Origin of the sequence: Sphingobacterium lactis (assembly GCF_051951495.1) — a bacterium.
GTDB lineage: Bacteria > Bacteroidota > Bacteroidia > Sphingobacteriales > Sphingobacteriaceae > Sphingobacterium > Sphingobacterium lactis_A.
The window spans coordinates 201924-216050 of sequence record NZ_JBNHAS010000005.1; the positions used below are offsets into that span (position 1 = coordinate 201924).

The 14127-nt window shown below is 39.3% G+C and carries 28 protein-coding genes; all 28 read right to left on the reverse strand.

Going from position 1 to position 14127, the window contains the following annotated elements; all coding sequences use genetic code 11:
- Window positions 1-53: 53 nt before the first annotated feature.
- Window positions 54-662, reverse strand: coding sequence for a 30S ribosomal protein S4 (rpsD, locus tag ACP6L2_RS16360; RefSeq protein ID WP_440510357.1), 609 nt, complete (start codon window positions 660-662; stop codon window positions 54-56).
- Between the two features lie 66 nt (window positions 663-728).
- Complete coding sequence (gene rpsK, locus ACP6L2_RS16365; RefSeq protein ID WP_149524846.1) at window positions 729-1118, reverse strand: 30S ribosomal protein S11; 390 nt, start codon at window positions 1116-1118, stop codon at window positions 729-731.
- A 10-nt stretch (window positions 1119-1128) separates the two neighbouring features.
- On the reverse strand, window positions 1129-1506 hold the full coding sequence (rpsM, locus tag ACP6L2_RS16370) for a 30S ribosomal protein S13 (RefSeq protein WP_344675048.1): 378 nt from the start codon (window positions 1504-1506) through the stop codon (window positions 1129-1131).
- Window positions 1507-1533: 27 nt separating this feature from the next.
- Window positions 1534-1650, reverse strand: coding sequence for a type B 50S ribosomal protein L36 (gene ykgO, locus ACP6L2_RS16375; protein ID WP_013665024.1), 117 nt, complete (start codon window positions 1648-1650; stop codon window positions 1534-1536).
- A gap of 42 nt (window positions 1651-1692) precedes the next feature.
- A complete protein-coding gene (infA, locus tag ACP6L2_RS16380; protein WP_021071231.1) occupies window positions 1693-1911 on the reverse strand; it encodes a translation initiation factor IF-1 in 219 nt (72 codons plus the stop codon).
- Between the two features lie 72 nt (window positions 1912-1983).
- Window positions 1984-2766: a type I methionyl aminopeptidase gene (map, locus tag ACP6L2_RS16385; RefSeq protein WP_344675049.1), complete on the reverse strand. Its 783-nt coding sequence runs from the start codon at window positions 2764-2766 to the stop codon at window positions 1984-1986.
- 5 nt (window positions 2767-2771) lie between these two features.
- Entirely contained in the window at window positions 2772-4118 is a 1347-nt protein-coding gene (secY, locus tag ACP6L2_RS16390; protein WP_344675050.1) for a preprotein translocase subunit SecY, read from the reverse strand.
- Window positions 4119-4124: 6 nt separating this feature from the next.
- Window positions 4125-4571 carry a 50S ribosomal protein L15 gene (gene rplO / locus ACP6L2_RS16395; RefSeq protein ID WP_440510358.1) on the reverse strand — a complete coding sequence of 149 codons (447 nt, stop codon included), beginning with the start codon at window positions 4569-4571 and terminating at the stop codon, window positions 4125-4127.
- Between the two features lie 112 nt (window positions 4572-4683).
- Entirely contained in the window at window positions 4684-4863 is a 180-nt protein-coding gene (gene rpmD, locus ACP6L2_RS16400; RefSeq protein WP_344675052.1) for a 50S ribosomal protein L30, read from the reverse strand.
- Window positions 4864-4867: 4 nt separating this feature from the next.
- On the reverse strand, window positions 4868-5386 hold the full coding sequence (gene rpsE / locus ACP6L2_RS16405; protein ID WP_344675053.1) for a 30S ribosomal protein S5: 519 nt from the start codon (window positions 5384-5386) through the stop codon (window positions 4868-4870).
- A 12-nt stretch (window positions 5387-5398) separates the two neighbouring features.
- Window positions 5399-5752, reverse strand: a complete 354-nt coding sequence (gene rplR / locus ACP6L2_RS16410; RefSeq protein ID WP_344675054.1) for a 50S ribosomal protein L18 — start codon at window positions 5750-5752, stop codon at window positions 5399-5401.
- 5 nt (window positions 5753-5757) lie between these two features.
- A complete protein-coding gene (rplF, locus tag ACP6L2_RS16415; protein ID WP_440510359.1) occupies window positions 5758-6312 on the reverse strand; it encodes a 50S ribosomal protein L6 in 555 nt (184 codons plus the stop codon).
- 20 nt (window positions 6313-6332) lie between these two features.
- On the reverse strand, window positions 6333-6731 hold the full coding sequence (gene rpsH / locus ACP6L2_RS16420) for a 30S ribosomal protein S8 (RefSeq protein WP_099365470.1): 399 nt from the start codon (window positions 6729-6731) through the stop codon (window positions 6333-6335).
- 143 nt (window positions 6732-6874) lie between these two features.
- Window positions 6875-7144, reverse strand: a complete 270-nt coding sequence (gene rpsN / locus ACP6L2_RS16425) for a 30S ribosomal protein S14 (RefSeq protein WP_344675056.1) — start codon at window positions 7142-7144, stop codon at window positions 6875-6877.
- Window positions 7137-7706 (reverse strand): 50S ribosomal protein L5, encoded by a 570-nt coding sequence (rplE, locus tag ACP6L2_RS16430; RefSeq protein ID WP_440510360.1) that lies wholly within the window; start codon window positions 7704-7706, stop codon window positions 7137-7139. The genes rpsN and rplE overlap by 8 nt, the downstream gene beginning before the upstream one ends.
- Window positions 7706-8050: a 50S ribosomal protein L24 gene (gene rplX / locus ACP6L2_RS16435; protein WP_344675058.1), complete on the reverse strand. Its 345-nt coding sequence runs from the start codon at window positions 8048-8050 to the stop codon at window positions 7706-7708. Before rplX ends, rplE begins: the two co-directional genes overlap by 1 nt.
- A gap of 2 nt (window positions 8051-8052) precedes the next feature.
- Complete coding sequence (rplN, locus tag ACP6L2_RS16440) at window positions 8053-8421, reverse strand: 50S ribosomal protein L14 (protein WP_002997484.1); 369 nt, start codon at window positions 8419-8421, stop codon at window positions 8053-8055.
- Entirely contained in the window at window positions 8421-8675 is a 255-nt protein-coding gene (gene rpsQ, locus ACP6L2_RS16445) for a 30S ribosomal protein S17 (RefSeq protein ID WP_099370336.1), read from the reverse strand. Before rpsQ ends, rplN begins: the two co-directional genes overlap by 1 nt.
- 13 nt (window positions 8676-8688) lie before the next feature.
- Window positions 8689-8907 (reverse strand): 50S ribosomal protein L29, encoded by a 219-nt coding sequence (rpmC, locus tag ACP6L2_RS16450; RefSeq protein WP_440510361.1) that lies wholly within the window; start codon window positions 8905-8907, stop codon window positions 8689-8691.
- A 91-nt stretch (window positions 8908-8998) separates the two neighbouring features.
- Window positions 8999-9421, reverse strand: coding sequence for a 50S ribosomal protein L16 (gene rplP, locus ACP6L2_RS16455; protein ID WP_344675061.1), 423 nt, complete (start codon window positions 9419-9421; stop codon window positions 8999-9001).
- Between the two features lie 55 nt (window positions 9422-9476).
- On the reverse strand, window positions 9477-10259 hold the full coding sequence (gene rpsC, locus ACP6L2_RS16460) for a 30S ribosomal protein S3 (RefSeq protein ID WP_440510362.1): 783 nt from the start codon (window positions 10257-10259) through the stop codon (window positions 9477-9479).
- An 11-nt stretch (window positions 10260-10270) separates the two neighbouring features.
- On the reverse strand, window positions 10271-10702 hold the full coding sequence (gene rplV / locus ACP6L2_RS16465; RefSeq protein ID WP_344675065.1) for a 50S ribosomal protein L22: 432 nt from the start codon (window positions 10700-10702) through the stop codon (window positions 10271-10273).
- A 6-nt stretch (window positions 10703-10708) separates the two neighbouring features.
- The gene (rpsS, locus tag ACP6L2_RS16470; protein WP_021189653.1) at window positions 10709-10975 is read right to left on the reverse strand and encodes a 30S ribosomal protein S19; all 267 of its coding nucleotides are present in this window, start codon (window positions 10973-10975) and stop codon (window positions 10709-10711) included.
- Window positions 10975-11802 (reverse strand): 50S ribosomal protein L2, encoded by an 828-nt coding sequence (rplB, locus tag ACP6L2_RS16475; RefSeq protein ID WP_344675070.1) that lies wholly within the window; start codon window positions 11800-11802, stop codon window positions 10975-10977. The genes rpsS and rplB overlap by 1 nt, the downstream gene beginning before the upstream one ends.
- Window positions 11803-11808: 6 nt before the next feature.
- Window positions 11809-12099: a 50S ribosomal protein L23 gene (gene rplW, locus ACP6L2_RS16480; RefSeq protein WP_344675071.1), complete on the reverse strand. Its 291-nt coding sequence runs from the start codon at window positions 12097-12099 to the stop codon at window positions 11809-11811.
- Between the two features lies 1 nt (window position 12100).
- Window positions 12101-12730: a 50S ribosomal protein L4 gene (gene rplD / locus ACP6L2_RS16485; protein ID WP_344675072.1), complete on the reverse strand. Its 630-nt coding sequence runs from the start codon at window positions 12728-12730 to the stop codon at window positions 12101-12103.
- 5 nt (window positions 12731-12735) lie between these two features.
- Window positions 12736-13353: a 50S ribosomal protein L3 gene (gene rplC, locus ACP6L2_RS16490; protein WP_344675074.1), complete on the reverse strand. Its 618-nt coding sequence runs from the start codon at window positions 13351-13353 to the stop codon at window positions 12736-12738.
- Window positions 13354-13758: 405 nt separating this feature from the next.
- Window positions 13759-14118 carry a CoA-binding protein gene (locus ACP6L2_RS16495; RefSeq protein WP_344675075.1) on the reverse strand — a complete coding sequence of 120 codons (360 nt, stop codon included), beginning with the start codon at window positions 14116-14118 and terminating at the stop codon, window positions 13759-13761.
- Between the last annotated feature and the right edge of the window lie 9 nt (window positions 14119-14127).

Sequence of the window (14127 nt, forward strand, 5' to 3'; positions counted from 1 at the left end):
ATGAGAAAAATAACAACATGCATAGCTTAGCCAATGCATGTTGTTATTGATTATTATTTAGAGTATAACTCTACAATTAAGTTTTCTTTAATGTTCTCAGGAATATCAACGCGCTCAGGGTAGCTTAAGAAAGTACCTTTTAGCTCATTTGCATTCCACTCTAACCAACCGTATTTGTTGATTTTTCTTCCAGCTACCGAATTAGTGATAGCCTCAAGAGTTTGAGAGCGCTCGCGTACAGCGATTACATCGCCTGGACGTACACTATATGATGGAATGTTAACAACATTGCCGTTAACAGTAATGTGCTTGTGGGAAACTAATTGACGAGCAGCAGAACGCGTAGGAGCAATTCCTAAACGGTAAACGATGTTATCTAAACGTGCTTCTAATAATTTCAAGAAGTTTTCACCTGTAACACCTTGTTTAGCTGCCGCTTTAACAAATAGGTTAGCGAACTGACGCTCTAAAACGCCATAAGTGTATTTCGCTTTTTGTTTTTCTAACAACTGAATTGCGTATTCAGATTGTTTACCTCTTCTTTTAGATGGTCCGTGTTGACCAGGAGGGTAGTTTTTCTTTTCTAAAGCCTTATCTGGGCCGAAAATTGGCTCTCTAAATTTACGAGCTATTTTGGACTTAGGTCCTGTATATCTTGCCATTTCTTGTGCTGTTTGAAGTATCTATCAGCCTATAGCTGATGAATCTTATCTTAAACAATAATGTTATTAAACTCTTCTGCGTTTTGGAGGACGACAACCGTTGTGAGGAAGTGGAGTAATATCCTTAATGGTTGTTACATCGATACCAATAGTTTGCAATGAACGGATTGCCGACTCACGTCCAGCACCCGGACCTTTTACGAAAACTTCAACTTTACGTAATCCTAAGTCATATGCAACTTTACCACAGTCGTTAGCAGCTTGTGAAGCAGCGTAAGGTGTGTTCTTTTTAGAACCCTTGAAGCCCATTTTACCAGCTGATGACCATGAAATTGTTTGACCTTGATTATTCGTCAAAGTTACGATGATGTTGTTAAAAGTAGCGTTGATATGAGCTTGTCCAACAGGCTCGATAACTACGATACGTTTTTTAGTAACTTTTTTACTTTTAGCCATTTCTTACTTATTATTTAGTAGCTTTTTTCTTATTTGCAACTGTCTTACGTTTACCTTTTCTGGTACGTGAGTTGTTCTTAGTACGTTGTCCACGAACTGGAAGGTGCTTACGATGACGTAATCCACGGTAACATCCAATATCCATCAAACGTTTAATGTTCAATTGTACTTCAGAACGTAATGCTCCTTCTACTTTGATTTCATCATTGATGATAGTACGAATAGCTGATAACTGATCGTCATCCCATTCTTGAACCTTAACGTCTTCACTGATGCCTGCTTTCTCTAGGATATAAGCAGCAGTGGAACGACCAATACCAAAAATATAGGTAAGGCCAATAACACCTCTTTTGTTTTTAGGTAAATCTATACCTGCGATCCTTGCCATATAATATCTTAAGCGATTATGTTAAAATTAACCCTGACGTTGTTTAAACTTTGGGTTCTTTTTATTGATTACGAAAACTTTTCCTTTGCGACGGATGATCTTACAATCCGCACTGCGTTTTTTAATTGATGCTCTAACTTTCATCTTGAGTTATTTTTTAAAAAGCTATTTCGAAGAAACTACGTCTTATTTATAGCGGTATGTAATTCTTCCTTTTGTTAAATCATAAGGAGACATTTCCAATTTTACTTTGTCTCCAGGTAAAATCTTGATATAATGCATACGCATTTTACCAGAAATATGCGCAATGATCTCATGCCCATTCTCTAATTCTACGCGAAACATGGCATTCGAAAGCGCTTCTTTGATGATGCCGTCTTGTTCTATTGAGGCTTGTTTAGCCATATATACCTTATTATTTTATGTATTAACCCGCAAACAGGAGTGCAAAGATAAATAAAAATAATTGAAAACCAACTACTTTTTATCCAAAACTTTCTCTATTGCTTCAAAATTCAATAACACGTCTGGGACACCTTTTCGGATGGCAACCATCTGCTCAAAATGTGCCGACAGCTTCCCATCAACTGTACTTACCGTCCATCCATCATCCCAAAACTTAACGCCACTCTTTCCCGCGTTGATCATCGGCTCGATACAAATCACCAAGCCTTCTTCCAACTTAGGACCAGAACCGCGTTTTCCATAATTTGGAACTTCTGGTTTTTCATGTAAGTGAAAACCTACCCCGTGTCCAACCAATTCACGAACGATGCCGTATTTGTATGGAGCAACGTATTCCTGAACAGCAGAAGAAATATCTCCTACACGTTTTCCTGCAACTGCTTGTTCAATACCGGCATACAAGGACGCCTTAGTAACATCAAGCAATTGTTGTGCTTCCGCACTAATTTCGCCAACAGCAAAAGTATAAGCAGAATCACTGATGAATCCATTCAGATCCACCCCCCCATCTACTGAAACAATATCCCCATCTTTTAACACATAATCACTTGGGAAACCATGAACGATTTGATCGTTTACAGAAATACACAAGGAGTATGGGAAACCATGATAGTTCAAAAATGCTGGAGTTCCTTTATGATCTTTAATGAAATCATAAGCAAACTTGTCAAGTGAAAGCGTGGTAATACCGGGTTTCACCAAACCAGCAATTTCAGCAAGCAATTGCGAGAGTACATCTGCTGACTCTCGCACTTGCTCAATTTCTTCTACTGTTTTATAATATACTTTCGACATCCGAATTATAATGCTGATTGATCGTAGCCCTCAACTGTTGTTGCTGTACTTCTTCCTTTCACACGACCTGTTTTCATCAATCCATCATAGTGACGCATTAATAAATGTGATTCAATCTGCTGGATGGTATCCAATACAACACCTACTAAGATTAATAGGGATGTACCACCGTAGAAGTGTGCAAATTGGTTGTTCACACCAAACAAGGTTGCAATAGCTGGAAGGATAGCGATGATCGCTACGAAAATTGCACCAGGGAATGTAATATGAGATATTACGTTATCAATAAATAAGTTTGTTTCATAGCCCGGTTTAACACCTGGAATGAAACCTCCGTTTTTCTTCATGTCTTCAGACATCTGCTGAGGATTCACCATAATCGCGGTATAGAAGAATGTAAATGCGATGATCAACAAAGCAAATACAACGTTATACGTAACGGATGTATAGTTACTCAAAGACGTTAAGAAGTCTGACTGCACATTCGGAAAGAACTGCGTTAAAGACATAGGCAAAAACATAATTGCCTGAGCAAAGATAATTGGCATTACACCGGCAGCATTTACCTTTAACGGAATATACTGACGAACTCCACCGATCTGTTTGTTACCAACGATTTTCTTAGCGTATTGTACAGGAATCTTACGAACACCTTGAACGATTAAGATCGTAAAGATCACGACAAAGAATAAAGCAACAAATTCTAATAACAATGGAATTGGACCACCACCTGAAGGGCTCATACGAGATGCCCACTCAGAGGTAATACCTGCTGGTAATTGCGCGATGATACCCGCCATAATGATTAGGGAGATACCATTTCCAATACCTTTATCGGTAATTTTTTCACCAAGCCACATCACAAACAAAGTACCTGCTGTCAAAACGATAGCGGAAAGGATAGAGAACATCGGGTCAGCGATTGTTTTAGCTTCAGGACCGATTTGGGTCTTCACATAAGCAATTGCTTGAACTAATGTAATCGCTACTGTTAGGTAACGTGTAATCTGCGTCATTTTCTTACGACCAGATTCTCCTTCTTTCTGCATCTTTTGGAAGGCAGGGACAGCAATCCCCAATAGCTGCACAACGATAGATGCGGAGATGTAAGGCATTACCCCTAACGCAAAAATTGCCGCACGAGAGAATGAACCCCCAGCGAACATATTGATTAGGTTTAGAATGTCATTACCACCCTCCTTATGTTGTACCAGTGCGTCTGGATTTACACCTGGTAGTACCACGTGACATCCGACACGATATATTAAAAGAAAAAGTAACGTATTAAGAATACGATTACGTAGTTCTTCTATCTTCCATATATTGGTTAAGGTTGTGATTAGTTTCTTCATGTAGTATTACAATTTTACGATAGAACCGCCTGCTGCTTCAATAGCTTTTTGAGCTGAAGCGGAAAATGCATGTGCTTTCACTTCTACTTTAGCAGTGAACTCGCCACGACCTAAGATCTTGATGATATCATTCTTAGATACTAAACCGTGAGTTCTTAATGCATCAAAGTCAACTGAAGTCAAGTTGTATTTCTCTACCAAACCTTGTAATACATCTAGGTTGATACCTACGTACTCTACACGGTTAGGGTTTTTGAAACCAAACTTAGGCACACGACGTTGCAAAGGCATTTGACCACCTTCGAAACCAATCTTAGTCGAATTACCAGAACGAGATCCAGCACCTTTGTGACCGCGAGTGGAAGTACCACCACGACCAGATCCTTGACCACGACCAATACGTTTTCTGCTTTTTGTTGAACCAGCTGCTGGTTTTAAATTACTTAAGTTCATTTTTTTGTAAGTTATGTTACCCCTTCGCTCTCACTAAACAGGAAATAACAATTTGTAAATAGTATTAACAAAATGGAAAGGATAGTGAGTATCCCTTCCATTTGAGAATTCCTTAGATTGACTCTATAGCAACAAGGTGGTTCACTTTACGAACCATTCCAATGATAGCTGCTGTAGCTTCAACTTCTACTGAGTGGTTGATACGTTTCAAACCTAAAGCCTCAATAGTTTTCTTTTGGCGCTCGCTTCTGTCGATAACGCTCTTTATCTGGGTAATCTTAATTTTTGCCATGATATTAACCGTTAAATACTTTGTTTAAATCGACACCGCGCTGTTGAGCAACTGTGTATGCATCACGCATGCTTGCTAATGCATCAATTGTTGCTTTAACCACGTTGTGTGGGTTAGATGATCCTAATGATTTTGCCAATACGTCTTTGATACCTGCAGACTCTAACACAGCACGCATTGCACCACCTGCTAGAACTCCTGTACCACTTACAGCTGGTTTAATCAAAACTGAACCACCTGAATATTTACCATATTGCTCGTGAGGAACTGTTCCTTTGATAATAGGAACTTTCACAAGATTTTTCTTCGCATCGTCGATACCTTTAGTGATCGCCTCTGTTACCTCTTTAGCTTTTCCTAATCCGTAACCTACGATTCCGTTTTCATCACCAACTACAACGATAGCGGAGAAACTAAATGTACGACCACCTTTAGTTACTTTGGCTACACGTTGGATGCTTACTAAGCGATCTTTTAATTCAATTTCGCTTGATTTTACTCTTTTAATATTGCTTAATGCCATTTTCTAAATTGATTAAAAGTCTAAACCGCCTTCGCGAGCACCATCAGCCAATGATTTAATACGGCCATGGTATAAATACCCGTTACGGTCAAAAACTACTTTGCTAATTCCTGCTGCGATCGCTTTTTCAGCAACCAATTTACCAACAGCTTTAGATTGATCTACTTTGTTTCCTGATGCAGCAAACTCTTTAGAACTTGAAGATGCAGATACTAAAGTTTTACCATTTACATCATCAATGATCTGTGCGTAAATTCCTTTATTACTTCTAAAAACTGTCAAACGTGGACGTTCTGTCGATCCAGCAAGGTGTTTTCTAATTCCTTTTTTGATTCGCTCTCTACGAGCTGATTTAATTCCTGCCATCGTTATTATTTTTTAGCTGATTTACCTGCTTTTCTTCTTAATACTTCACCTGCAAACTTGATACCTTTACCTTTGTATGGCTCTGGCTTACGGAAGCTACGGATTTTAGCCGCTACTTGACCGATCAATTGCTTATCAGTAGACTCCAACGTGATTGTTGGGTTCTTACCTTTTTCAGCAGTTGTAGTTACAGTGATTTCCTTTGGCAATACGAATACAATCTGGTGAGAGAATCCTAAAGTTAATTCTAAAGTATTACCAGTGTTTGAAGCACGGTAACCAACACCCACTAATTCTTGCGTAGTTTTGTACCCTTCGGTTACTCCTACTACCATGTTGTTAATCAACGCACGGTATAAGCCATGTAAGGCTTTGTGTTTCTTTTGTTCTGTAGGACGCGTTACGACGATGTTACCATCTTCTTCTTTAACCGTAATGTCGCGGTCCACTTGTTGTGATAATTCACCTTTAGGCCCTTTAACAGTGATCAGGTTCTTGTCTGATACTGAAATCGATACTCCCGAAGGGATAGCGATAGGCGCTTTTCCAATTCTTGACATCTTTGTGTTTTTTTCCTAGATTAATAAATGTAACATAAAACCTCGCCACCAACATTCTGAACAGCAGCTTCCTTATCAGACATTACTCCTTTGGAGGTCGATAAAATTGCAATTCCTAATCCGTTCAATACACGAGGTAAGTTGTCAACACTTGCATACTTTCTTAAACCAGGTTTACTCACACGTGTCAATGTGCGAATAGCCGGTACTTTGCTAATTGGGTGGTATTTCAAAGCGATTTTGATCGAACCTTGAGGACCTTCTTCAATAAATTTGTAATTAGCAATGTAACCTTTGTCGAAAAGAACTTTTGTGATTTCTTTTTTAAGGTTCGATGCAGGAATTTCAACAACCCTGTGGTTGGCCTTGATGGCATTCCTTACTCGGGTAAGGTAATCCGCTATTGGATCTGTATTCATTATTGTATTAAATTATGATAACGGTTTCCGATACTAACCTAAGGATCAGACCTGTTATCTGTTAAAAAATATTGCAATGCAAAAAAAACCCGATAAATCGCTTTTCGCGATTTATCCGGGCAAAAGTATAAATTTTTTATGAATTACCAAGAAGCTTTTTTCACCCCTGGGATTTTTCCATCTAAAGCCATCTCACGGAATGTTACACGAGAGATACCAAATTGACGCATATAACCCTTTGGACGACCAGTTAATTTACAACGATTGTGCAAACGTACTGGAGAAGCATTCTTAGGCAATTTGTCTAATGCAGCGTAATCACCAGCTTCTTTTAAAGCTGCACGTTTCTCTGCAAATTTTGCTACTAATTTCTGACGCTTTACTTCACGCGCCTTGATTCCTTCTTTAGCCATTGTTGTTCGTGTTTTGGTTTTTGAATGGTAAGCCGAATTGTTTCAATAATTCTAATGCCTCAATGTCATTCTTTGCTGAGGTAACAAAAGTGATATCCATACCTTGGATCTTGTTGATCTTGTCAATGTTGATCTCTGGGAAGATGATTTGCTCAATGATACCTAAGTTGTAGTTTCCATGTCCATCAAATCCTTTATCGTTGATTCCACGGAAGTCACGAATACGTGGTAAGGAAACAGCGATCAAACGATCTAAAAATTCGTACATGGTCGTGTCACGCAATGTTACACGTGCTCCGATAGGCATACCTTTACGTAATTTGAAGTTAGAGATATCTTTCTTCGATTTCGTAGGTACTGCTTGCTGACCAGTAATCAATGTCAATTCTGCAATTGCATTATCGATTAATTTCTTATCAGCTGTTGCAGCTCCGATACCTTGGGAAACAATGATTTTCTCCAGTTTTGGAACTTGCATAACGCTTTTGTACTGAAACTTTTCTTTTAGAGCTGCACGGATCTCATCCGCATATTTGCCCTTCAATCTTGGTGCGTATGTCATTATTTGATTTCCTCCCCTGATTTTTTAGCGTAACGAACTAATTTTCCATCAGCATTAACTTTACGACCTACGCGAGTAGTATTACCCGTTTTAGGATCAATTAAAGCCAAGTTTGAGATGTTGATAGCAGCTTCCTTCTCAATGATACCACCATTAGGATTAGCTGCGCTAGGTTTAGTGTGTTTTTTAACAAGGTTAGCGCCTTCAACTACTGCTCTGTTAGCATCCACTAAAATTTGCAATACTTTTCCTTGAACACCTTTAGAGTTACCAGCGATAACTTTCACTAAATCTCCTCTTTTGATTTTGATTTTGTGCGTAGTTTTTTGTGTTTTCTGTGCCATAATTATAAAACCTCCGGTGCTAGTGATACAATCTTCATGAACTGTTTCTCACGCAACTCTCTAGCTACTGGGCCGAAGATACGTGTTCCGCGTGGTTCATCGTTATTATTTAACAATACTGCAGCGTTGTCATCGAAACGAATGTAAGAACCATCTTTACGACGGATTTCTTTTTTCGTACGAACTACTACAGCTTTAGAAACTGATCCCTTCTTCACGTTTCCAGAAGGTAATGCACTCTTAACGGTAACAACGATTTTATCACCGATAGATGCATAACGCTTGCGCGTTCCGCCCAATACACGGATTACTAAAACTTCTTTAGCACCGCTATTGTCAGCTACATTTAGTCTTGATTCCTGTTGTACCATTATTTAGCCCTTTCTAAAATTTCTACTAATCTCCAGTTCTTAGTTTTACTCAGCGGACGAGTTTCCATAATTAATACCGTATCGCCGATACCGCAGGTATTTGTTTCGTCATGAGCTTTAAATTTAGTAGTTTTCTTAACGAATTTACCATAAATAGGGTGCTTTACTTTACGCTCTACAGCCACTACGATGGATTTATCCATTTTGTTGCTAACTACCAAGCCGATTCTTGTTTTTCTTAAATTTCTTTCCATTTCGACTTAATTTTTATGCCTCAGAGGCTGTTTCAGATTTTGCTGCATTAGAACGCTTAGAGATCTCAGTAGAGATACGAGCGATAGTCTTGCGAGCTGCTTTGATCACGTTAGGGTTTTCAATAGCAGAAACAGCGTGTGCAAATTTCAATTTGTTTAAGGCAGCTTTCTCTTCTACAAGACGTGCTGTTAAATCCTCAGTTGATAATTCTACGATTTCTGAATTTTTCATTTTTCAATTTGTTGTGCCGGGTTATCACTTGGTTTAGAATGCCTTACTGGTAACGGCAGTAAGGCTAAACGTGTGACATTACCGACGATTATTATGCTTCTACGTAGTCTCTACGTATAACAAACTTCGTTTGAACCGGTAATTTTTGAGCAGCTAAGCGTAATGCTTCTTTAGCGATTTCCAATGGAACGCCTTCTGCTTCAAATAACATACGGCCTGGGCGCACTACAGCTACCCAATATTCTGGAGCACCCTTACCTTTACCCATACGTACCTCTGCAGGTTTCTTGGTAACTGGCTTGTCAGGGAAAATGCGGATCCATACTTGACCTTCACGTTTCATATAACGTGTTACGGCAATACGAGCTGCCTCAATTTGACGGCTAGTGATCCATGCTGACTCCATTGATTTGATACCGAATGAACCGAAAGCTAATTCCGCTCCGCGTGAAGCATTACCTTTCATGCGGCCCTTCTGCATCTTTCTGAACTTCGTTCTTTTTGGCTGTAACATGTTCGTATTTTATTTAAAATCTGTTTCTACAGACTTATTTTAATCTTCTAATTAATTAATCTCTTTTTCCTCCACGGTTGTTATCGCGACGGCCACCACGGTTGTTGTCACGACGGCCACCACGGTTGTTTTCACGACGGTCTGAACCACCTTCGTTTCCACCACGTGATTTCACGTTTGACGCTTGACCGATGTTTGGAGATAAATCTCTCTTACCGTATACTTCTCCTTTACAGATCCATACTTTAACACCGATTTTACCGTATGTTGTCAATGCTTCTGCTAATGCGTAGTCGATATCTGCACGCAAAGTGTGAAGTGGTGTTCTTCCCTCTTTGTACTGCTCAGTACGTGCCATCTCTGCACCGCCTAGACGACCAGAACACATAACTTTGATACCTTCTGCTCCCATACGCATGGTAGATGCAATCGCAGTCTTCATCGCACGACGGAAAGAAATACGAGCCTCTAATTGCTTAGCAATACCTTCCGCAACTAATTTCGCATCTAGTTCTGGACGTTTGATCTCGAAAATGTTGATTTGAACATCTTTCTTAGTTAATTTCTTTAACTCTTCTTTGATCTTATCAACTTCTTGACCACCTTTACCAATCACGATTCCTGGCCGTGCAGTGTGGATAGTTACGGTGATACGTTTCAACGTACGCTCAATAACAACCTTAGCTACACCACCTTTCGCGATACGAACGGAAAGATATTTTCTGATTTTTTCGTCTTCAACTAACTTATCAGAATAGTTGTTGCCTCCGAACCAATTAGAATCCCATCCTTTGATGATCCCTAATCTGCTACCTATTGGATTTGCTTTTTGTCCCATTCTTTTATTTATTAGTTATTAACGTTATTTAAACTATCTACTACCAAAGTAACGTGGTTCGAACGCTTACGGATTCTGTATCCACGACCTTGAGGAGCTGGACGCAATCTTTTCAATTGACGGCCACCGCCTACAGATACTTCTTTTACAAATAAGCCACCATCTTCTACAGATGCACCTTCGTTTTTAGCTTCCCAGTTCTTGATTGCTGATAATAATAATTTCTCAACGCGAACCGCTGCTTCTTTTCCAGTGTGTTTCAAGATGTAAAGTGCAGTTTCTACTTTCTGACCACGGATAAGATCCACTACTAAACGCATTTTACGTGGCGATGTAGGGCAGTTTAATAACTTGGCAGTAGAAGCTCCTCCTACTTGAGCTTTTTCCTGCTCTTTGCGCTGCTTAATTAAAACAGACTTTTTGAGTTTTTTTGTTGCTTCCATTACCTATTATTTTTTCTTTTCTGCGTGGCCTCTGAAAGTACGCGTAGGCGCAAATTCACCAAGCTTGTGACCAACCATATTCTCTGTTACATAAACTGGAATGAATTTATTCCCGTTGTGCACTGCGAAGGTATGGCCAACAAAATCAGGTGAAATCATTGATCTACGAGACCAAGTCTTAATTACTGACTTCTTGTTTGTTTCATTCATAGAAAGAACTTTTCCTTCTAAGTTGTGATCGATATAAGGACCTTTTTTAATTGAACGAGCCATTATTTTTTCCTTCTCTCAATGATGTAACGATTCGATGTTTTCTTCTTGTAACGAGTTTTGTAACCTTTCGCCAAAACTCCATTGCGTGAACGTGGGTGACCTCCAGATGAACGTCCTTCACCACCTCCCATAGGGTGATCAACCGGGTTCATTGCAACACCACGAACGCGTGGACGACGTCCTAACCAACGCTTACGACCTGCTTTACCTAATACTTGGTTAGACTTCTCTGCATTCGATACAGAACCGATAGTCGCAACACAAGTTAATAAGATCATACGAGTCTCGCCTGAAGGCAATTTGATGATCGCGTATTTGCCGTCACGTGCAGATAATTGCGCGTAAGTACCAGCAGAACGTGCGATGGAACCACCTTGTCCTGGATTCAATTCAATGTTGTGGATGATTGAACCCAAAGGAATGTTTGCCAATGGCATCGTGTTTCCTACTTCTGGGGCTACATTCTCACCTGCTACGACTGTCTGTCCTACTGTCAATCCTGCTGGAGCGATGATATAACGCTTCTCTCCATCAGCATAGTGTAATAAGGCAATACGTGCTGTACGATTTGGATCATACTCAATCGTTGCAACTTTTGCAGGGATATCTTTTTTATCGCGTTTGAAATCAATTAATCGGTATGCTTTTTTATGTCCCCCACCGATGTAACGCATAGTCATTTTACCGGAGTTATTACGACCACCTGAACGCTTGTTGATGCCAACTACTAATGATTTCTCAGGAACGTTAGTTGTAACGTCTGAATAATCAGCACCTACTCTGAAGCGAGTACCAGGGGTAACCGGTTTGAATCTTTTAACTGCCATTTCTTATTATAGTGTACTGTAAAAGTCAATAGTTTCACCATCTTTCACTGTGATGATGGCCTTTTTATATTTCGGGCTTCTTCCAGAAACAAATCCTGCTTTAGTGTAACGGCTTTTCGCTTTACCAGCAACAACTGCAGTGTTTACAGCTACTACGTTTACTCCAAACATCGCTTCAACAGCGTTTTTGATTTGAATCTTGTTAGCTCTATGATCTACTTTGAAAGCATAACGGTTTCCTTTTTCCGTTAATAATGAAGCTTTCTCAGTTAAAATAGGTTTTTTAATAATTTCCATATTACTTAGCGAATGCTTCCTCCAAAGTTTTAACAGAATCTGTAGTTAATAACAATTTCGTCGCGTTCAATACATCGTAAGTATTTAAATCCGATGCTACGATTACTTTTGCTTTCTTCAAGTTTCTGCTTGATAAATAAACATTTTTGTTGTACGCTGGCAACACTAATAATGTTTTCTCGTCAGCGATGTTTAATGCATTTACAAGAGCTAAATAGTTTTTAGTTTTGATTGAATCGAAATTTACTTCGTCCAATACAACAACATTGTTCTCTTGAGCTTTGTAAGATAATGCAGATTTACGTGCTAATTGTTTCAATTTTTTGTTCAATTTGAAACTGTAGTCACGAGGAACCGGTCCGAATACACGACCACCTCCGTTAAACAATGGAGATTTGATAGAACCCGCACGGGCACCACCAGTACCTTTTTGTTTGTGTAGTTTACGAGTTGAACCCGCAATCTCATTACGTTGTTTTGATTTAGCTGTTCCTTGGCGTTGGTTCGCTAAGTATTGCTTCACATCTAAATAGATCGCATGGTCGTTCGGCGTAACACCAAATACTGACTCAGGCAGTTGCACCTTGGCACCTGTTTCTTTACCTGATAAATTAAATACGTTAATTTCCATCTCTACTATTTGTCTACGATTACATATGAACCCTTAGCTCCTGGAATGGAACCACTAACAACGATTAGGTTTTGCTCAGCATAAACTTTCAATACTTGTAAGTTTTGAACTTTTACTCTGTCTCCACCTGTACGACCTGCCATACGAGTACCTTTAAATACTCTAGAAGGCCATGAAGAAGCTCCCAATGAACCTGGTGCACGTAGTCTGTTGTGCTGACCGTGAGTCGCACCTCCTACACCACCAAATCCGTGACGCTTCATAACACCTTGAAATCCTTTTCCTTTTGAAGTACCAACTACATCTACGTACTCACCTTCTTCAAAAAGTGTAACATCAATAATGTCTCCTAGTGACTTCTCGTCTTCGAAAGTCTTGAACTCAACTAGTTTACGCTTAGGACTAACGTTTGCTTTTGCAAAATGTCCTTTTAAAGGTGCGGTTGTGTTCTTTTCCTTGGCATCGTCAAATCCAAGTTGAACAGCTGAATAACCGTCCTTTTCTACCGTACGTATCTGCGTTACCACGCACGGCCCAGCCTCGATTACTGTACAAGGGATGTTCTTCCCTTCAGCGTTGAACAGGCTGGTCATTCCTACTTTTTTACCAATAATTCCTGACATGTTATAAATAAATTAATTAAAAGTCCATCGAAGCAGTAGGGCTTCGCTCAAGACATACTTCTCCCATTAAGGGACTGCAAAAGTACAAACAATTTTATAACTATCAAATAGTTAGTAAATTATTTTTTCAAAAACAACAGAAGGAATATGTAATTAGTTTTTGGAAGTTAATGGAACTACAAAAATCAATACAGGAAAAAATATAGAGAAAGGAAAAATAAAAAAGAAAAAAAGACCATGATCAACACATAATCTTAAGGATAACCAGATCAAAAGTTACAACTTCTGCATCCAATATCTAGACTATAAACAACCACATCTCTCCCCACTACCTATCGCACCATAGGTCTAATTACTAAATACTAAAATCTATATACTAAAAAAAGAGGGTCACCCCTCTTTCTTTTAAAACTGACCTGTATTTAGCATCACTAAGGTACAGGCTTCAACGACTTCAATCCCTTGTTCGCGGGCTTTGTCGGCTAATTCTTTATTCTCAGCTCCTGGATTAAAGATAATCCGTTTAGGATTGGTTTTTAATATATAGTCGTAGTATCCCGATTGATTTTGCGGCCCTACATATAGGGTTACTGTATCAATATCCGTATGGATCTCCTCTGCAGGCTCGATCTCTACTCCAGCAACCTTCCCAGTTTTCCGACCAACATTCACAATCGGGAAACCCTTTCTCACCAATTTATTGGCCACTAAATACGAATATCTGGCTGGATTAGTACTCGCTCCTAAAATCAAGGTTTTTTTCATAAATTCTTA